Source organism: Rhizobium sp. LjRoot98 (genome assembly GCF_964252935.1).
Taxonomy (GTDB): Bacteria; Pseudomonadota; Alphaproteobacteria; order Rhizobiales; family Rhizobiaceae; genus Pararhizobium.
Genome location: NZ_CAXUPW020000010.1, coordinates 118,775 through 137,346 on the forward strand (window position 1 = coordinate 118,775; position 18,572 = coordinate 137,346).

The following is an 18,572-nucleotide window of genomic DNA, read 5'->3' on the forward strand; positions in this document are numbered from 1 at the left end:
GCGGCGGAAGTTACATTCGGCGGCACAAGATTGACCGGAATGAACAGGGCAGGGACGCGATGGAATCGAGTGTGAAGATCGAGGAAAGCTGGAAGGCAGCTCTGAGCGCGGAATTCTCCAGCCCTTATATGGCCAGCCTGAAGACGTTCCTGCTGGAGGAGAAAAACAGCGGCAAGCAGATCTTTCCGAAGGGGCCGGAGTATTTTCGCGCGCTGGATCTGACGCCGCTCGACCAGGTGCGCGTCGTCATTCTCGGGCAGGACCCCTATCATGGCGAGGGGCAGGCGCATGGGCTGTCATTCAGCGTCAAGCCGGGCGTGCGCTCCCCGCCGTCACTGGTGAACATCTACAAGGAACTGCAAAGCGATCTCGGCATTGCGCCTGCCCGTCACGGCTTTCTGGAAAGCTGGGCGCGGCAGGGTGTATTGCTGCTCAACAGCGTGCTGACGGTCGAGCGGGCGATGGCGGCATCGCATCAGGGCAAAGGCTGGGAGACGTTCACTGATGCAATCATCCGCGCGGTCAACGATCAGGAACATCCCGTCGTCTTCATCCTCTGGGGATCCTATGCGCAGAAGAAGGCGGCCTTCGTCGACCAGTCGCGCCATCTGGTGCTCCGCTCGCCGCATCCGTCGCCGCTTTCGGCGCATAACGGTTTTTTTGGCACCAAGCCTTTTTCCAGGGCCAATGATTTTCTGGTCTCGAAGGGCCGCCAGCCGATCGAGTGGGCTCTGCCCGCCAACCCGGAAACGCCAGCTTAGGTCAATGTCTGGGAGGAGGGCGGTTCAGGGTTCTTGGCATTGCGGCGGGCAACGATGCTTTCACGCCACACGGTAAAAATGCCGGCGCAAACGACGATCACCGATCCGAGGATCATGTTGAGGTTCAGCGTCTCGCCGAAGACGGAGACGCCGATGATCGAGGCAAAGACCAGCTGAAGATAGGTCAGGGGTTGGACCTCCGCCGCGTCGAGCAGTTCATAGGCCTTGATCAGAAAGAAGTGGCTGGTCGTTCCGGTAATGCACAAGAGCAGCATCCAGGCCCAGTCCTGCGGCGCCAATGTCGTCCAATACAATGGTCCGATCAGCGTGATCGCAACGGCACCGGCGATGCCGGTATAGAAAAAGCTGGTGATCGAGCTATCGTCGCGGCTGACCAGCCTGGTCGAAATCACATAGATCGCAAAGATCAGCGCCGATGAGATCGGGATCAGGAAGTTGATATCGAAGCTGCTGTCGTCCGGTTTCAGGATCAGCAGAACGCCCAGCAACCCGACGATGATTGCCGTCCAGCGCCGCCAACCGACGCGCTCGCCCAGGAGCGGCATGGAAAGCAGCGCCACGAAAAGCGGCCCGGACGAAAAGATTGCCTGCGAATGGGCAAGGCCCACTCGCGAGAACGAGATGATGACGATGACGATCTGTCCAACCAGCAGGATGCCGCGCAGGATCTGCAGTCCCGGGCGTTTTGTCCTTGCGGTGACTACAAGGCCGCCACGCGAACGCGCCGCCAGCGCGATGGCGAAGGCGGCAAAGGCCCAATAGCGGATCATGGTAATGAAGACGGGAGGATAAAGGCTGCCCAGATGCTTGGAAATCGCGTCCTGTATCGAGAAGATTACAAGGGCAGCCAAGACGAAGATATAGCCGGTTTGCTTCGAGGTCATGACCATGGTCATACACCGGTGGTGCCGCAAGCAGCCACGGCATTTTTGCGTTGCAGCACTGTTTGTTTCAAACCGGCGTTTTCCGGCAACACGACGATGATCACCACCGCCGTGTTGCCGGTGTTTGCCTGGCTCAATCCTCGCGGAACGTATGCTGGATCTGTTCGGTCAGCGGTTTCGCGAGATAGGAGATCACCGTGCGATCGGCGATCTTGATGAAGACCTCGGCCGGCATGCCGGGATAAAGGGTCAGCCCCTTCAGGCCCTTCAGGCTCTCCGGCTTCGGTTTGATGCGCAACGGATAGTAGGTCATGCCGGTGCGCTGGTCGGTCACGAGGTCGGGTGCAACGGTGACAACCTCTGCCTCGACGATCGGTGTGGTACGCTGATTGAAGGCGCTGAACCGGACTTCAACCGGCTGGCCGACGCGTATCTGGTCGATGTCATGCGTGGCAATCTTGGCCTCGACCGTCAGGCCGTCAGCGCCGGGGACGACAAGCATCAGAACTTCGCCGGGGTTGATGACGCCGTTCACGCTATGAACGGCCAGCTGATAGATCCGGCCGTCAAGCGGCGCACGAATGTCGATGCGCTTCAGCTGGTCCATGGCGGCGACGCGGCGATCTTCGTATTCGGCGATCTTGCCTTCGACATCCGTCAGCTCCTTGGCATTCTCGGTGCGGCGGTCTTCATCCAGCTGCAGGATTTGCAGGTCGATCTCGCTGGATTTGCCGGCCGCCTGAGCGCGGGCCGCGATACGCGCGCCGCGGTCTCCCTCGAGCTGGGCGCGGTCACGCTTCAGTTCAGTCAGCCGCTGCATGGAAACAAGGCCCTTGCCGTAGAGCTTATCGAGACCCGTCAGTTCTTCGCTGATCAGCTTCAGCGCATCTTCGATCGCTGTGAGCTGAACGCTCAGGCCCTTGGTTTCATCGGCCAGCTGGTCCTTGCGCGATGCGAGCTGGCTTTTCATGCCGACGAGCGCGTTCTTGCGGCTGATGAACAGTTTGCGTTCACTCTGCTCCAGAACTTCACCGGGCGTACTGGTGCCGGATATCAGCTGGCTGAGGTCTTCGGGGATGGTGAAATCGTCTGAGCCGAGCTGTTCTGCGAGAAGCCTGGCCCGGCGCGCATAAAGCTGCGCCAGGGTATTTTGAACGATGGAGAGGTTGGCGCGCACGGTCGTCCCGTCGAGCTTGATCAGGATCTGGCCAGCCTTGACGGTATCGCCTTCCTTAACCAGCACTTCTTCGACGATGCCGCCGGTCAGGTGCTGGATCTTCTTGACATTGTTCTCGACCACGACGGTGCCACTGGCGACGATCGCGCTCGACAGTTCGGTGGTCATTGCCCAGCCGCCGACGCCAACGACGAGGGCGAGGCCGAGGACGGTCACCGCGGTGATATGCCGGCGCAGCGAGCGGTGCGCGCTTATGGGCTTTGCTGTATCGGTCACGATGCGGACTCCTGTCCTTCACCCACGACTTTCAACGATGCGTGGCTTGCAACTTGCTGCTGGCGGTTCTCCTTGCGCAGAATCTGCGCAAGCACTTCGTCCTTTGGCCCAAAGGCCTGCATCCGCCCCTCGTTCATCATCAGCACCATATCGGCGGCGGCGAGCGCACTTGGCCTGTGGGCAATGACAATGACAATACCGCCGCGTGCGCGCACGCTCATGATCGCTTCGCTGAGCGCCTGCTCGCCCTCGGCATCCAGATTGGAGTTGGGTTCGTCGAGGACGATGAGGAAAGGATCTCCGTACAGGGCGCGGGCAAGAGCGACCCGCTGGCGCTGGCCGGCGGAAAGTGCTGCACCGCCTTCGCCAATCTCCGTCTCGTAACCATTGGGCAGTTTGAGAATGAGATCGTGGACACGGGCGGCCTTGGCGGCGGAAACGATCGCGTCCGGTGACGGATTTTCGCTCAGGCGGGCAATGTTCTGCGCCACGGTGCCGGCGAAAAGCTCGACATCCTGGGGCAGATAACCGATGAACCGGCCAAGCCTGTCGGTGTCCCACTGATCAAGTGCTGCACCGTCGAGGCGCACGGAGCCGCGAAAAGCGGGCCAGATGCCGATGAGGGCACGCGCAAGCGAGGACTTGCCGGAGGCGCTGGGGCCGATCACGCCAAGCGCACTGCCGGCTCTCACAGTGAAGTTCACGTCTGCAAAGGTCAGGCGCTGCGCACCGGGAGGGCCACCTGCAAGGCTTTCAGCGCTCAGTTGCCCCTTCGGCACGGGGAGCTCCAACGGTGCCTCCCGTTCCGGCAGGGCCTTGAGCAGTTCCTTCAGGCGAGCCCAGCTCTGGCGGCAGGAAACATAGCCGCGCCAGTTGCCGATCGCGAGTTCTACTGGCGCCAGCGCCCGTGCCGTCAGGATCGAACCGGCGATGATGATGCCGGGCGACGCCAATCCTTCAATGACCAGAACCGCCCCGGTTGCGAGAACCGCGGATTGCAGCGCCATGCGGAACACCTTGGACAAAGCGCCATAGCCGTTGCCGACGTCCGATGTTTCGCGATTCTGCTCCCGGTAGGTATTGTTGCTTTGCTCCCAGAGCTGCGACATCCGCCCCATCATGCCCATGGCCTGCATGACTTCGGCATTGCGCTGCGAAGCCTGGGCGAAGGCGTTGCGATGGTTGCCCGCTTCCGACGCCCTTTTCGATGGGCCTTGCGTGCCGCGGTTCGTCAGGAACGTCAGGGCAATGAGGATGATCGAACCGACGATCGCGACGACGCCGATCAGTGGATGGAAGAGAAAGCAGATGCCGATGTAGAACGGCAGCCAGGGCAGGTCGAAGAAAGCCGCGGGGCCGGTGCCGGACAGGAAGGAACGCACCTGATCGAAATCGCGAAGAGCCTGCAGGCCATCGCCCTGGGTGCGCAGTTTCAAAGGGGCCTGAACCACGGCACGATAGATCCGCGCGCTCATGGCTTCATCCAAGGCCCCTGCGACGCGTACGAGCATGCGGCTGCGCACCATCTCAAAGGCGCCCTGGAACGCATAGAGCAGCAGCGCAAGCAGGCAGAGCGCGATCAATGTCGGGATGCTTCGGCTCGGCAGGACCCGGTCATAGACTTCCAGCATGAAGAAGGAGCCAGTCAGGTAGAGAATGTTGACAAGCGCACTGGCGATAAAGATGCCGATGAACGCCGCCTTGCAGTTCCACAAAGCTTCGGCAGGATCGGATGCGCTGACTTTGTTCTTCGATGAATTCGTCACTGTGGAGGTCCTCGCGAGACGTTCGCCGTCTCAAATGGTGTGCACAATGTGCCACAATTTCTCTAAGGCCGCATTACCTGGGATTCTGTCTCCTGGGGGATCTGCGAACTGCAACGGCATATCGCATCGCCGGTTGCCGGATTTGCGCGCCTATGTAAATTATTCCTCGCTAATGTAAACGGTTTTGTCGATTTTATAGTGGAAATATCGGAATATTGCCACGCGGTTGTAATGTTCAGGTAAAGTATTTTACTGCTTTACCAGATGCTTAGACTTGATGATAGGTGCCTCTGCCTTGCACTCCTTCAATCAATCAGCCAAACACTCCGATATGTTGGAAAAGGGTGCGAAATGAGAAACATTCTGGTCGTGGGGATCGGCGCCGGAAACCCTGAACACATGACGGTACAGGCGATCAATGCGCTCAATAAGGCCAGTGTTCTGTTTATCCCCACCAAGGGTGATGCCAAGGCGCAGCTTGCCGATATCCGCCGCGATATCGTGTCGCGCTATGTTACCAATCCGCGCAGCCGGGTGGTGGAATTCGAAATACCGGTACGCCAGGTGGCGGATCGATCCTATCATCGCAGCGTCGATGAATGGCATGCCGCAATCTCCAGTGCTTACGAGCGGCTTCTGACCGAGGAACTCGATGAAGGCCAGACCGGTGCCTTTCTCGTCTGGGGCGATCCGATGCTCTATGACAGCACGATCCGGATTATCGAACGGGTCCGTGCCTTGAAGACGATCGTGTTCGATTATGCGGTCATCCCTGGCATTACCAGCATTCAGGCGCTTGCGGCCAGCCACAGGATCCCGCTCAATCTCGTCGGCAAACCGGTCGAGATCACCACCGGCCGCCGTTTGACCGATAGTTTTCCGCAGAAAAGCGAAACGGCCGTCGTCATGCTTGATGGCGAGCAGGCGTTCATGAAGATCGACGACCCGGGTGCGCGGATTTATTGGGGTGCCTATCTCGGCACCGAGCAGGAGATCATTATCTCCGGCAGGCTAGCCGATGTGAGGGACGATATCCTCAAAGCCCGGGCGTCGGCGCGGGCGCTGCATGGCTGGATCATGGATATTTATCTTTTGCAGAAGGGTGCGGATTTTGAAGAGTAGTGGTCAAAGCGGTGCTTCGTTTCGACATGCTGCATGCGATGGCGGCCTGGTGTCCTGTGTTGTAGACTACAGCGGCGGGCGAGCGATGGCCCGGCGCCTTGGATTGTCCTTTTTTTGAAAACTGGAAATGGCCAGCTGCCTGTCATGACGTTTTGTGCCGCCCCCTCCAACGGACCGATGGAAGCCACGCAGGGATTGGCGATGCGCCGCGGCGCCTGTCCGTCACTGTCAACGCCGATGATGACGGGCGATGGCCTTCTGGCACGGCTGCGGCCTGAAAAGCCGGAATTTGCGCTTCGCGACCTGATGGCAATAGCGGATGCGGCTGCGTCGTGTGGAAACGGCATCCTGGAAATCACCGCCCGCGGAAATCTGCAGATCCGAGGGTTGACCACGCGCACAGTCCCGCTCCTTTCTGAAAAAATTGCCGAAGCCGGGATAGCGATTGCGCAGGGTCTGGCCATCGAAACGCCCCCGCTCTCCGGGCTGGACCAGACCGAAGTTGCCGATGCCGTTTCCGTCGCTGAACGGTTGCGCGTGGCGGTAGCCGCACATCAGCCGCCATTGGTTCTAGCGCCCAAGCTGTCGGTCATCATCGATGGTGGTGGCCAATTGAACCTGGGCGCGGTCACGGCGGATATCAGGCTGAGAGCGATGCGGACCAATGGGCAGGTCTTCTGGCTGCTGGCCCTTGCCGGTACGGAAACGACGGCAACGCGGATTGCGGCACTGGAGGAAGCGGCCGTCGTCCCGGCCGTGATGGATATTCTCAAAAACCTTGCTGCGATCGGCCGGGATGCCCGAGCCCGCGATATTGTTGGTGCTGTTTCGACACGCTGGGCGGCGATGACCGATCTTGATCTGATCGCGCCGCTGGTTGCGGCACCGAACGCTGCTGGCATACATGATCTCGGCGGGCAGAGACCGGTTCTGGGCATCGGCCTGCCTTTCGGACAAATCGACGTACAGCGTCTTGTCGCATTGCTTGAAGCGCTGGAAATTCTGGGGGCTACAGAAATCCGGCTGGCGCCTGGCCAAGCGCTGATGGTGCTGGGCATCGCACCCGACCGGATAGGCGCAGCGCAAGCTCTGGCCCTCGGCCATGGATTGCGGGCCTTTCCGCGCGATCCCCGCAACCATATTGCCGCCTGCGCCGGTGCCGGTGCTTGTGGCTCGGCGCGGATCGATACGCGGTCCGTGGCACAACTGGTTGCAGACACGGCACCGGCGCTGCTCGACGGGTCGCTGACGGTGCATGTCTCCGGTTGCGCCAAGGGGTGCGCCAAGCCATCCGCCTCGGCGCTGACGATTACCGCTGCGCCAACAGGCTACGGCCTTGTCGTAAATGGCCCAGCATCGGCGGCGCCAACCGCCTATATCGAAGAAAACAACATGAGAACGGCACTTGAACACCTCGACAAGCTCGTGTCTGAGCGGAAACAGGGTGGCGAATCGGCCCGGTCCTGCCTTACACGGCTCGGAGCGGACGGGATCAGAGCCGCGGTTCAACAGGGATAGAGATGCCTGAATACGATTATATCCGGGATGGCGATGCCATCTACGAGCGTTCGTTTGCCATCATTCGCAACGAAACCGATCTGTCCCGCTTTTCCGAGGAAGAGGCCGATCTGGCTGTTCGCATGGTGCATGCTTGCGGATTGGTGGAGGCTGCGCAATATTTCGAGTTTTCTCCGGGCTTTGTTCCAGCAGCGCGTCAGGCGCTGAAGAACGGCGTGCCGATCTTCTGTGATGCGTTCATGGTGTCTCATGGCATTACCCGCGCACGCCTTCCCGCCGAGAATGACGTGATCTGCACCTTGCGCGAACCGCAGACGGCCGATATCGCCCGTGAGATCGGCAACACCCGGTCTGCCGCCGCTCTGAAGCTGTGGGTCGAGCGCCTGGCCGGTTCCGTGGTTGCCATCGGCAATGCGCCGACAGCGCTTTTCTTCCTGTTGGAACTGCTGCGCGACGGGGCGCCAAAACCAGCGGCGATCATCGGCATGCCGGTCGGCTTCGTCGGTGCAGCGGAATCGAAGGATGCGCTGGCGGAAAATTCCTATGGTGTACCCTATGCCATCGTGCGCGGCCGTCTCGGTGGTAGTGCCATGACGGCGGCGGCCGTCAATTCGCTGGCGAGGCCGGGTCTTTGAGCGGCGCTTCGATCGGCAGGCTGATTGGTGTCGGAACTGGCCCGGGCGATCCGGAGCTTCTGACCCTCAAGGCCGTCAAGGCGCTGGCGGCAGCCGACGTGCTTGCCTATTTCGCCAAGGAAGGCCGGCGCGGCAATGGACGCGCGGTTGTCGACGGGCTGTTGAAGCCCGGTCTTATCGAATTGCCACTCTACTATCCGGTGACCGTCGAGATCGATAAGGATCACGACGACTACAAGAGCCAGATTACCGGTTTCTACGATGCCTCGGCAGCCGCTGTTGCCGAACATTTGAACGCGGGCAAGACCGTCGCGATCCTCAGCGAAGGCGACCCGATGTTTTATGGCTCCTACATGCATCTGCATGTGCGGCTGGCCGGGCGTTTTCCGGTCGAGGTCATCCCCGGGATTACGGCCATGTCCGGCTGCTGGTCGCTGGCGGGATTGCCGATTGTACAGGGCGACGACGTGCTCTCCGTGCTTCCGGGCACGATGGGTGAGGATCAACTGAAGCGCCGTCTTGGCGACACGGAAGCCGCCGTGATCATGAAGGTTGGCCGCAACCTGCCGAAAATCCGGCGGGCGTTGGTCGCTGCGGGCAAGATCAACCAGGCCGTTTACGTCGAGCGCGGCACGATGGCGAATTCCGCCATGATCCCGCTGGCTGAAAAAGCCGATGATATCGCGCCATATTTTTCGCTGGTGCTGGTGCCCGGCTGGAGTGGCAGGCCATGAGCGGTACGCTTTATGTGATCGGCACAGGTCCCGGGGGTCCGCAGCAGATGACGCCAGAGGCGCTTGATGCGGTCTCGAACTCCACCGATTTCCTCGGTTACGGCCCCTATCTCGACCGGTTGTCGCTGCGCCCCGACCAGAACCGGATCGCTTCGGACAACCGCGAAGAACTCGACCGGGCGCATGCCGCGATCCTTCGCGTTATTTCCGGCATGAATGTCTGCGTCGTCTCCGGCGGTGACCCGGGCGTCTTCGCCATGGCTGCTGCCGTCTGCGAGGCGATCGACAACGGGCCAGACGAATGGCGCACGATCGATCTCGTCATCGTTCCCGGCGTCACCGCCATGCTTGCGGTTGCCGCCCGCATCGGCGCTCCGCTCGGACACGATTTCTGCGCGATCTCGCTGTCGGACAATCTGAAGCCCTGGGATGTGATCACCCGCCGCTTGAAGCTGGTGGCCGAAGCAGGCCTGGTGATCGCACTCTACAATCCGATCAGCAAGGCGCGGCCCTGGCAGCTCGGCGAAGCATTCGAAATCCTGCGCACCGTGCTGCCTGCGGAAACGCCGGTTATCTTCGGCCGTGCGGCTGGCCGTCTGGACGAGCGGATGCTGGTCATGCCGCTTGGGCAGGCGGATGCGCAGAAGGCTGATATGGCGACCTGTGTGGTCATCGGCTCGCCGGAAACGCGGATCATTCAGCGTCCGGGTAAACCCGATCTCGTTTACACGCCGCGTTTCATCTCCGGGGAGAAAAGGTGATCGACAAGGCCGAGCGCGTCTTTGACAGTTTCGACCGTGCGGACATCGTCCGGTTGCTGGCGCTCGACCATGATCACCGCGATATCGAGCGCGCGGGCGGCCGCGATTTTGCCATAGGTGGCGGTGCCGCCGCTGTTCTTGGCGACGATGACGTCGATCCGGTTCTCGATCAGCAATTGACGTTCGGCGGCCTCCTCGAAGGGGCCGGTCGCGAGAATGTAATCCGCTTGGGGAATGTCGAGCCGCGGTGTAACGGGATCGACGCTGCGGATCAGATAGCGGTGCTGCGGTGCGCTTTCGAAGTGGAAAGCCTCCTGTCTGCCGATCGCGAGGAAGACACGTTTCGGCACGGTGCCAAGAGCGCCGACCGCGTCCGCGATGGAGCGAACACTCTTCCAGCGATCGCCCGGTTCCTGCTTCCATTTGGCGCGGCGCAAAGCAAAAAACAGAATACCGGTACTGCCTGCGGCGATGGCGGCGTTGTTGGAGATGCGAGCGGCAAAGGGATGGGTGGCATCGATCAAAAGATCGAAATTTCCAGCCTTCAAAAACTCGGCAAGTCCGTCGCTGCCACCGAAGCCGCCGCTGCGGGTCGCAACGGGCTGCACCATCGGCTCGGCCGTGCGCCCGGCCAGCGAAAGCAGGCTGTCGCAATCGGCGCGCTGCGCGAGCGCGGTTGCCAGTTGCCGCGCTTCGGTCGTGCCGCCAAGGATCAGGATGCGGTGTTTGCCCATGGGTGACAATCAGGCCTTTTCTCGTGGTGACACAACGCCGTGGCTGACGATTGTTGGCCTTGGCGAAGACGGTTTAGCCGGTCTCGGAGACGAGGCCAAGCGCTGTATCGCCAGTGCCTCGGTGGTTTTCGGCGGCGTTCGCCATCTGGAGCTTGCCGCTCCGCTGATCGCCGGTGAGCAACAGAGTTGGCTCAGCCCCTTCGAGCGCTCCGTCGAAGCTGTACTTGCGCGGCGCGGAACACCCGTTGTGGTTCTTGCGTCCGGCGACCCATTCTTCTTCGGCGTCGGCGTGACCTTGTCGCGGCAGATCGACCGTTCGGAAATGCGCGTTCTTCCTGCTCCGTCATCCTTCAGTCTGGCCGCCTCCCGTCTTGGTTGGGCGCTGCAGGATTCGGTGATCGTTTCCCTGCATGGGCGTCCGCTCGATCTGATCCGGCCGCATCTGCAGCCAGGCTCGCGCATTCTGGTGCTGACATCGGATGAGCGCGGTCCTGGTGAACTGGCCCGGTTGCTTGCGGCAAGCGGATTCGGGCCGTCGCGACTGACGGTACTCGAGGCGTTGGGTGGATCTGGGGAGCGTGAAACATCGCATGTCGCAGCGGAATTTTCGCTGACGGATATCAATCCGCTCAACATCTGCGCCGTCGATGTCGTGGCTGAGGCAGGCGCCCGAATCCTGCCGCTGGCGCCCGGCCTCGATGACGGGCTGTATGAGCATGACGGCCAGATCACCAAACGGGAGGTCCGCGCACTGACGCTGTCGGCGCTGGCCCCGCGGCGCGGTGAACTGCTCTGGGATATCGGTGGCGGATCCGGTTCGATCGGCATCGAGTGGATGTTGTGCGCCCCGGCCATGCGCGCAATTGCCATCGAAGGCTCTGCCGAGCGGGCAGAGCGTATCAAGCGGAACGCGGCCAATTTCGGCGTGCCGGGTTTAACCGTCGTGCATGGTACCGCACCGGGCGCCCTTGCCGGGCTGCCATCTCCGGATGCGATCTTCGTTGGTGGTGGCGGCAGTGAAGAGGGCGTGATGGCAGCGGCCATCGCTGCCTTGAAGACCGGTGGCCGGCTGGTTGCCAATGCGGTCACGACACAGATGGAAGCGGTTCTTCTCGATCATCACGCGCGGCTCGGCGGTTCGTTGATCCGTATCGATATTGCCCGCGTCGCTCCCGTTGGCGCCATGACCGGCTGGCGGCCTGCGATGCCGGTGACGCAATGGTCATGGGTAAAGCCGTGATCTTGGAATTTCAAAAGGACAAAGCATGACCGTTCATTTCATCGGAGCAGGCCCGGGCGCTGCAGACCTGATCACCGTGCGCGGCCGCGATCTCATCGCCCGCTGCCCGGTCTGCCTCTATGCCGGCTCGATTGTTTCGCCGGAATTACTACAATATTGCCCGGAAGGCGCCCGGATCGTCGATACGGCGCCGATGTCGCTGGATGAGATCGAGGCGGAATATGTGAAGGCTGCCGCCGCTGGTCATGATGTGGCGCGGCTGCATTCCGGCGATCTGTCGGTGTGGAGCGCTGTTGCCGAGCAGATCCGTCGGCTGGAGAAGCATGGGCTGGACTATACGATGACGCCCGGCGTACCTGCATTTGCGGCCGCTGCTGCGACGCTTGGCCGGGAGCTGACCATTCCGGCGGTTGCCCAGAGCCTTGTGCTGACGCGCGTGTCCGGCCGTGCATCGCCGATGCCGAATGCGGAAACGTTGGCCGGTTTTGGTGCCACCGGTGCGACGCTGGCCATTCATCTGGCGATCCATGCGCTTGGACAGGTGGTTGAGGAACTGACACCGCTTTATGGCGCCGATTGCCCAGTGGCCATCGTCGTCAAGGCTTCCTGGCCAGATGAGCGAGTTATCCGGGCTACGCTCGCCGATATCGAGGCAAAGGTGGCGGCCGATCCGATCGAGCGGACGGCACTGATCTTTGTCGGCCGCACGCTGGGAGCCACTGACTTCCGCGAGAGTTCGCTCTATGACGCGGCCTATCAGCGGCGGTTTCGCGGTCGCGACGGGTTGTAAAAGGCCTCAGATATCCATGCCCGTGGTGTCCGGCTGCTCGCCGGCTGCCTTGCGCGGCACGTCGTTTTTGCCTTCGATCCGGTCGCGGTAAAGCGCGGATTGGCCAAGCAACATCAAGGTCACCGGCGTTGTCAGGATGACGAAGACGATGATCAGGACCTCATGAAGAATCCAGCGGTTCTGAAGCACGGCGAAGGTTATCATCGAGGCGGTGCAGATCAGGACCGTGCCGGCGCTGGCACCGAGTGTCGGCGCGTGCAGGCGGCCATAGAAGGTTTTCAGCCGGATCAGCCCTATCGAACCGATAAGGGTGATGGTTGACCCGAGGAGAAGCAAGATGCAAACCGGGATTGCTACCCAGGTTGGAAGGTCGGTCAGATGGCTCATTCGATCACCTCGCCACGCATCAAGAATTTGGCAAAAGCGATCGAGGAAACGAAGCCGAGTATGGCGATGATCAGCGCCGCTTCGAAGTAGATCGAATTGGCCGTGCGGATGCCGAATGTCAGCAGCAGTAGCATGGCGATGATATAAAGCGCGTCGAGGCCGAGGATACGGTCCTGCGCCCGTGGCCCACGGACCATCCGGAACAGCGCACATCCCATGGCCAGTCCAAGCAGGATCTGGGATGCCAGAATCGACCAGATGATGAAGAGCTCGTTCATTCGAATATCTCCTTCAGCGGGGCCTCATAGCGATTTCTGACCAGTTCGGACCATGCCGCGCCGTTCTCAAGATCCAGGACATGGATCATGAGAACACCGGTTTGGCGGTCGAATTCGAGCCAGGCGGTGCCTGGTGTCGCGGTCAGGATACAGGCAAGCACTGCCAGCGCATTCTCGTCGCGCAGGCTGATGTCGATGGTGACGAAACCGGAATTGATCGGACGCTTTCCGGCGCGCAGGATCGCACTCATGACAGCGATGTTGGAGCGGACAATGTCGGCAGCCACGTGTCCGGCAAGAACGGCAATCACGCCATAATTCTTCAGGCGCGTCTTGTCGGGCTGGAGATTGACCATGATCCAGGCAAGGACGACCCCAAGTACGCTGCCGAGCACGACCTGGCCTGGCGACAGCGACTGGTTGATCAGCAGCCACAACATCAAAAGGGCTAGCGACAGTAGCGGATAGGGGAACCAGTAGCGCATGCTCTATTCCCCTGCCACAGGACCGGCGCGCGGCGCCGACATCACGCGTCCGATGTAGTTTTGTGGCTCACTCAGCGATTTTGCCGTCGCGTCCATGTAGCGCATGACGGGACCTGCCTGGAAGCTCAGGAAAACGCAGGCCGTCAGTAGCAGCAGAACGGGTGTGATCTCGATCAGGAAGACGCGTGGGATAGTGCCTTCGATCGATGTCCAGAACGTGCGGATACCGACGCGGTTCATGGCGATCATGGCGGCAAGGCCAGACAGGATAAGCAGGGCCGTGTAGCTCCATTCAACACCGGATACCGGCACATCGTCGCCAAAGCTGCTGGGATTGAACACCCCATGAAGCATGGCGAATTTGGCAAGGAACCCGGACAGTGGCGGCAGGCCTGACAGAAGGATGGCGCAGATGCAGAAACACAGGCCAAGTACGGCCATGGTACCAGGCACGGCAACGCCCCCCTCTTTCTCTTCCTCGTTCTCATCGACGTCGCCATAGGCCTCCATCGTCACGGCCAGAACGTCGGCACCGGCATCGCGGGCGCGCTCCACCAGTTCGATCAGCAGGAAGAAGGCGCATATCGTCAGTGTCGAGCTGACAAGATAAAACAGCGCGCCACCGATGACGGCACCATTGCCCAGGCCGATCGCCGCCATCAGCGTGCCGGAGGAGACCAGCACGCAATAGCCGGCAAGCCTGCCCATCGCCTGCGAGGCCAGTACGCCGATTGCACCGAAACCGATCGTCAGCAGGCCGCCATAAAGAAGTACCGACTGCCCGAAGCCGAGGGAGGCGCCGGCATCGCTGCCGAACAGCAGCATGGAGAGCCGCAGAAGAATATAGACGCCAACCTTGGTGAGGATGGCGAAGATTGCGGCAACCGGCGGGGTTGCCGCCGCGTAGGTGGCAGGAAGCCAGAAGCCGAGTGGCCACATGCCGGCCTTGACGAGGAAGGCTATGCCGAGAAGGGCAGCACCAGCTTCCATCAGCATCCGGTTTTCCGGGCCGATCGTGGTGATCCGCATGGCAAGATCGGCCATGTTGAGGGTACCGGTCGCGCCGTAGATCAGGCTGACGCCGATCAGGAACAGCGAGGACGCCGCGAGGTTGACGGCGATGTAGTGTAGACCCGCCTTGACCCGCATCGGGCCTGAGCCATGCAGCAGCAATCCATAGGACGCTGCCAACATCATTTCGAAGAAGACGAACAGGTTGAAAAGGTCGCCGGTCAGGAAGGCGCCGTTGAGACCAGCGAGCATCAAAAGGAACAGCGAATGGAAGTGATGGCCGGCCCGATGCCACTTCGCCATCGAGAACACTTGCGTTGCCATCGCTAGCAGTCCCGTCAGGACCAGCATCAGGGCGGACAGCCGGTCAAGCACCAGAACGATGCCGAACGGTGCCGGCCAGTTTCCAAGCAGGTAGACGCTGGCACCCGCTTCGCCGTCTCCCGAGGAGGACGCCATCTGCATCAGCAGAATGCTGATGATGAAAACCACGACGGTCGAGGTGAACGCGATCACGCCCTTTAGCGTCCGGTTCCGTTCGTCGATGGGAATGAGAGCCGCTGCCGTGACGATCGGCAGCAGGATCGGTAGGATGATCAGGTGATGAAGCCAGCTCATTCCGCGCTACTCCCTGCCATCGACATGGTCGGTGCCGGTAAAGCCGCGAGAGGCGAGAAGAACGACGAGAAAAAGCGCCGTCATAGCAAAGCCGATGACGATAGCTGTCAATACCAGTGCCTGGGGGATGGGATCGGTGTGGGTCAAAAGTCCACCGACACCACCCGGTTCCAGCACCGGCGGCGCATTGACCCTCAGCCGCCCCATGCCGAAGATGAAAAGATTGACGGCATAGGAGAGCAGCGACAGGCCGATGATGACCTGATAGGTGCGCGGCCGGAACAGAAGCCAGACGCCGGAGGCTGTCAGAACGCCGATACCGGCAGAGAGAACCAGTTCCATTATGTGTTCTCCTTCGCAGCCAGTCTCGCGGCCCTGATCTGGGCGCGGGGAGCACGCACCGACTGGTGGGCAAGCGCAATCAGGATCAGCACGGTGGCGCCGAGCACCAGTGAGAACACGCCAAGATCAAACAGGATCGCGCTCGCCAGCGGGATTTTGCCAAGGATCGGCAGCGATGCGTATTGGGCGTGCGAGGTCAGGAACGGATAGCCGAAGACCCAGGACCCAAGACCGGTCGCGGTGGCGACGATGAGGCCGATGGCCATCCAGCGCAGTGGATGGATTCGCAGCCGTTCTTCCACCCAGCGCGTGCCGCCCGCCATATATTGCAGGATGAAGCCGATCGACATGGCGATCCCCGCTGCAAAGCCGCCGCCCGGCAGGTCATGGCCGCGGAAGAACAGGAAGGCAGCCAGCATACCGATGACGGGGAACATCCAGCGCATGATGACCGAGGGGACCAGCAGGTATTCTGTGACGCTGTCGCCCTTCTTGCGGTCCGGGTGATCGTCGTCGAAGGCGTTCTGGACGCGTTGCTGCTCCGGCGCCTCGAGGCTTTCGGTGGCGGGGCGGAAACGCAACAACAGCGCAAATACTGTCAAAGCAACGATGCAGAGAACGGCGATTTCGCCCAGCGTGTCGAAACCGCGGAAATCGACGAGGATGACGTTGACGACATTGGTGCCGCCGCCTTCGCTATAGGCGCGTTCGAGGAAATAGCTGGAGATGGTCTCCGGCATCTCCCGGGTCATCACCGTGTAGGAGATGAGCATCATGCCAAGTCCGGCAAACACGGCAAAGGCCAGATCGCGCAGGCGCCGAAGGCGCGTGGAGATGGTCATCAACTGGTCGTCCGGATCCTCGATCCGCTTGGGCAGCCAGCGCAGGCCAAGCAGGATGAGAACTGTCGTGACGATCTCGACGAGCAATTGCGTCGCGGCAAGATCGGGTGCCGAGAGCCAGACAAAGGTGACGCAGGTGACAAGACCGGCACCGCCGAGCAATACGAGCGCTGCGAGCCTGTGGAATTTCGCCTGATAGGCGGCGCCGACGGCACAGACCATGCCAACCAGCCAGAGCAGCGCAAAGGCTGGATCGATATTCCGCAGAACGATATTCGCCGGTTTGAAACCCTGTGAAAGAAGCGTCACGGCTCCCGCAAGCAGCGCTACTGCGACGAGGACCCGCATCTGGGGCTGCAGACGCCGGGTGCCGGCGCGCATTTCGATGGAGCGTGCCCATTTCCACGACAGGGTCACGAGTACGCGCTCGAAGATGCGTTGGCCCTCCAGGCGGCGGAAGAAGGGCGGCCCCTCGATGCTGGTGGCGAGATAGGGCCGCATGATGAAAAACAGTCCGATGCCGCCGACCAGCGCGATTAGGCTCATGAACAATGGCAGGTTCCAACCGTGCCAGACTGCAAGGCTATAGACGGGGGTTGCATCGCCGAGCACCGATTGGACGGCGGTGTGGAGGAACGGGCCGATGGTCAGGGCCGGGATGACGCCGACGACGAGGCAGGAAAACACCAGGAAATAGATCGGCGCCAGCATCCAGTGCGGCGGCTCGTGGGCCGTCTTAGGCAGGTCCTGCGGTGGTGGGCCGAAGAAAACGCTGTAAATGAAACGCAGCGAATAGGTGACAGCGAACATGCTGGCGAGCGTTGCGATATAGGGTGTGAGCGTGTCGAGCGCGTTGTATTTGTGGGTTTCAATCGCCTCGGCGAAGAACATTTCCTTCGACAGGAAGCCGTTCAGCAGTGGCACGCCCGCCATCGAGGCGCTGGCGACCATCGCGAGCGTCGCGGTGATCGGCATGTACTTGAACAGTCCGCTCAGCTTGCGCATGTCGCGCGTGCCGGTTTCATGGTCGATGATCCCGGCCGCCATGAACAGCGAGGCCTTGAAGGTGGCGTGGTTCATGGTGTGGAAGATCGCGGCGACTGCTGCCAGCGGGCTTCCGAGGCTGAGCAGGACGGTGATTAGGCCGAGATGACTGATCGTCGAATAGGCGAGCAGCCCTTTCAGATCCTGCTGGAAGATGGCGAAATAGGCGCCGAGCAAGAGCGTGCTAAGCCCGGCCAGGCCGACGAGCCAGAACCACTGGTCAGTGCCTGCCATGACAGGCCAGAGCCGGATCAACAGGAACACGCCGGCTTTGACGAGCGTGGCCGAGTGCAGGTAGGCCGACACTGGCGTTGGCGCCGCCATGGCATGGGGTAGCCAGAAATGGAAGGGAAACTGCGCGCTCTTGGTGAGAACTCCCAGCAAGATAAGGATTAGCACGGGGGTATAGAGCGGGTCGTTGCGGATCAAATTGCCCGACGAGAGCACGACATCGAGATCGTAGCTGCCGACAATATGGCCGATCAGCATCAGCCCGACGAACATGCACAAGCCGCCGGTGCCCGTGACCGTCAGTGCCATGCGGGCTCCGTCACGGGCATTGGCATTGTGGTGCCAGTAACCGATCAGAAGGAAGGAGATGATGCTGGTCAGCTCCCAGAAGATCGCCAGAAGAATGAGATTGCCTGATAGAACCATGCCGAGCATGGCACCCATGAAGGCGAGAAAAAGTGCGAAGAAGCGCGGCACGGGGTCATTGGCCGACATATAGTAGCGCGCATAGATGACGACGAGCAGGCCGATCGCGGTGACCAGGCTTGCAAACATCCAGGCGAAGCCGTCCATGCGCAACGAGAAGTTCAGGCCCAGCTCCGGAAGCCAGTTGATATCGTAGCGAAGCACCTTGTTCGCGGCGACGATCGGGTAGAGGCCGGCCGATATGGCGAGGCAAAACAGGGCGATCGAACCTGAAAGCCAGGCACTGGCCGTACCTTTGTGTGCGGGAATGCAGATTGCAGCAAGGCTTCCTGCAAAAGGCGCAAGAACCAGAATCAAAAGCAATGTCGCCGCGGTCTCTATGTGCCCGTTTCCCTAAATCTTTCCGAAATGACAGGACCGCGAGGGGTCCGTGAATGCTGCAGCATTGTGCGCCACGGCGGTGCCCGAAGCGCACCGCGAAACGGTGCA

At 61.0% G+C, this 18,572-nt stretch carries 19 protein-coding genes; 8 read left to right on the forward strand and 11 right to left on the reverse strand.

Features of this window, described 5'->3' with window-relative positions:
• Window positions 1-59 precede the first annotated feature (59 nt).
• The gene (gene ung, locus ACSQ3J_RS24925; protein WP_060503071.1) at window positions 60-761 is read left to right on the forward strand and encodes a uracil-DNA glycosylase; all 702 of its coding nucleotides are present in this window, start codon (window positions 60-62) and stop codon (window positions 759-761) included.
• Here ung and ACSQ3J_RS24930 read toward each other — a convergent pair.
• The 4 genes from ACSQ3J_RS24930 to ACSQ3J_RS24945 are packed head-to-tail and all read right to left on the reverse strand — an operon-like array spanning window position 758 to window position 4,885.
• The gene (locus tag ACSQ3J_RS24930) at window positions 758-1,666 is read right to left on the reverse strand and encodes a DMT family transporter (RefSeq protein ID WP_082512017.1); all 909 of its coding nucleotides are present in this window, start codon (window positions 1,664-1,666) and stop codon (window positions 758-760) included. The two genes, ung and ACSQ3J_RS24930, sit on opposite strands and share 4 nt — an antisense overlap.
• A gap of 8 nt (window positions 1,667-1,674) precedes the next feature.
• On the reverse strand, window positions 1,675-1,803 hold the full coding sequence (locus ACSQ3J_RS24935) for a hypothetical protein (protein ID WP_277995993.1): 129 nt from the start codon (window positions 1,801-1,803) through the stop codon (window positions 1,675-1,677).
• Entirely contained in the window at window positions 1,800-3,119 is a 1,320-nt protein-coding gene (locus ACSQ3J_RS24940) for an HlyD family type I secretion periplasmic adaptor subunit (RefSeq protein WP_060503069.1), read from the reverse strand. The genes ACSQ3J_RS24935 and ACSQ3J_RS24940 overlap by 4 nt, the downstream gene beginning before the upstream one ends.
• The gene (locus ACSQ3J_RS24945; RefSeq protein WP_060503068.1) at window positions 3,116-4,885 is read right to left on the reverse strand and encodes a type I secretion system permease/ATPase; all 1,770 of its coding nucleotides are present in this window, start codon (window positions 4,883-4,885) and stop codon (window positions 3,116-3,118) included. Before ACSQ3J_RS24945 ends, ACSQ3J_RS24940 begins: the two co-directional genes overlap by 4 nt.
• Before the next feature lie 351 nt (window positions 4,886-5,236).
• On the opposite strand from ACSQ3J_RS24945, the gene cobF reads away from it, so the two are divergent.
• The 5 genes from cobF (at window position 5,237) to ACSQ3J_RS24970 (ending at window position 9,655) form a co-directional block, all read left to right on the forward strand.
• Window positions 5,237-6,007 (forward strand): precorrin-6A synthase (deacetylating), encoded by a 771-nt coding sequence (cobF, locus tag ACSQ3J_RS24950; RefSeq protein WP_060503067.1) that lies wholly within the window; start codon window positions 5,237-5,239, stop codon window positions 6,005-6,007.
• Window positions 6,008-6,151: 144 nt separating this feature from the next.
• On the forward strand, window positions 6,152-7,525 hold the full coding sequence (gene cobG / locus ACSQ3J_RS24955; RefSeq protein WP_060503066.1) for a precorrin-3B synthase: 1,374 nt from the start codon (window positions 6,152-6,154) through the stop codon (window positions 7,523-7,525).
• A 2-nt stretch (window positions 7,526-7,527) separates the two neighbouring features.
• On the forward strand, window positions 7,528-8,160 hold the full coding sequence (locus ACSQ3J_RS24960; protein ID WP_060503065.1) for a precorrin-8X methylmutase: 633 nt from the start codon (window positions 7,528-7,530) through the stop codon (window positions 8,158-8,160).
• Entirely contained in the window at window positions 8,157-8,894 is a 738-nt protein-coding gene (locus ACSQ3J_RS24965; RefSeq protein WP_060503064.1) for a precorrin-2 C(20)-methyltransferase, read from the forward strand. The genes ACSQ3J_RS24960 and ACSQ3J_RS24965 overlap by 4 nt, the downstream gene beginning before the upstream one ends.
• A complete protein-coding gene (locus ACSQ3J_RS24970) occupies window positions 8,891-9,655 on the forward strand; it encodes a precorrin-3B C(17)-methyltransferase (protein WP_060503063.1) in 765 nt (254 codons plus the stop codon). Before ACSQ3J_RS24965 ends, ACSQ3J_RS24970 begins: the two co-directional genes overlap by 4 nt.
• On the opposite strand, the gene ACSQ3J_RS24975 is transcribed toward ACSQ3J_RS24970, so the two are convergent.
• Window positions 9,619-10,389, reverse strand: coding sequence for a cobalt-precorrin-6A reductase (locus tag ACSQ3J_RS24975; RefSeq protein WP_060503062.1), 771 nt, complete (start codon window positions 10,387-10,389; stop codon window positions 9,619-9,621). The genes ACSQ3J_RS24970 and ACSQ3J_RS24975 overlap by 37 nt on opposite strands.
• Between ACSQ3J_RS24975 and cbiE the strand changes: the two genes are divergently transcribed.
• Both cbiE and cobM read left to right on the forward strand, forming a co-directional pair.
• Window positions 10,388-11,629, forward strand: coding sequence for a precorrin-6y C5,15-methyltransferase (decarboxylating) subunit CbiE (cbiE, locus tag ACSQ3J_RS24980; protein WP_112834739.1), 1,242 nt, complete (start codon window positions 10,388-10,390; stop codon window positions 11,627-11,629). The two genes, ACSQ3J_RS24975 and cbiE, sit on opposite strands and share 2 nt — an antisense overlap.
• A gap of 25 nt (window positions 11,630-11,654) precedes the next feature.
• Complete coding sequence (gene cobM, locus ACSQ3J_RS24985; RefSeq protein WP_060503060.1) at window positions 11,655-12,419, forward strand: precorrin-4 C(11)-methyltransferase; 765 nt, start codon at window positions 11,655-11,657, stop codon at window positions 12,417-12,419.
• 6 nt (window positions 12,420-12,425) lie between these two features.
• On the opposite strand, the gene mnhG is transcribed toward cobM, so the two are convergent.
• Genes mnhG through ACSQ3J_RS25015 form a run of 6 tightly spaced genes read right to left on the reverse strand, consistent with a single transcriptional unit; the run spans window position 12,426 to window position 18,446 of the window.
• Window positions 12,426-12,806, reverse strand: coding sequence for a monovalent cation/H(+) antiporter subunit G (gene mnhG, locus ACSQ3J_RS24990; protein WP_060503059.1), 381 nt, complete (start codon window positions 12,804-12,806; stop codon window positions 12,426-12,428).
• Window positions 12,803-13,084: a K+/H+ antiporter subunit F gene (locus ACSQ3J_RS24995; protein ID WP_060503058.1), complete on the reverse strand. Its 282-nt coding sequence runs from the start codon at window positions 13,082-13,084 to the stop codon at window positions 12,803-12,805. Before ACSQ3J_RS24995 ends, mnhG begins: the two co-directional genes overlap by 4 nt.
• The gene (locus tag ACSQ3J_RS25000; RefSeq protein ID WP_060503057.1) at window positions 13,081-13,569 is read right to left on the reverse strand and encodes a Na+/H+ antiporter subunit E; all 489 of its coding nucleotides are present in this window, start codon (window positions 13,567-13,569) and stop codon (window positions 13,081-13,083) included. Before ACSQ3J_RS25000 ends, ACSQ3J_RS24995 begins: the two co-directional genes overlap by 4 nt.
• A gap of 3 nt (window positions 13,570-13,572) precedes the next feature.
• The gene (locus ACSQ3J_RS25005; RefSeq protein ID WP_060503056.1) at window positions 13,573-15,198 is read right to left on the reverse strand and encodes a monovalent cation/H+ antiporter subunit D; all 1,626 of its coding nucleotides are present in this window, start codon (window positions 15,196-15,198) and stop codon (window positions 13,573-13,575) included.
• A gap of 6 nt (window positions 15,199-15,204) precedes the next feature.
• Window positions 15,205-15,540 carry a Na+/H+ antiporter subunit C gene (locus ACSQ3J_RS25010; RefSeq protein WP_060503055.1) on the reverse strand — a complete coding sequence of 112 codons (336 nt, stop codon included), beginning with the start codon at window positions 15,538-15,540 and terminating at the stop codon, window positions 15,205-15,207.
• Window positions 15,540-18,446 (reverse strand): monovalent cation/H+ antiporter subunit A, encoded by a 2,907-nt coding sequence (locus tag ACSQ3J_RS25015; RefSeq protein ID WP_060503054.1) that lies wholly within the window; start codon window positions 18,444-18,446, stop codon window positions 15,540-15,542. Before ACSQ3J_RS25015 ends, ACSQ3J_RS25010 begins: the two co-directional genes overlap by 1 nt.
• Window positions 18,447-18,572 lie beyond the last annotated feature (126 nt).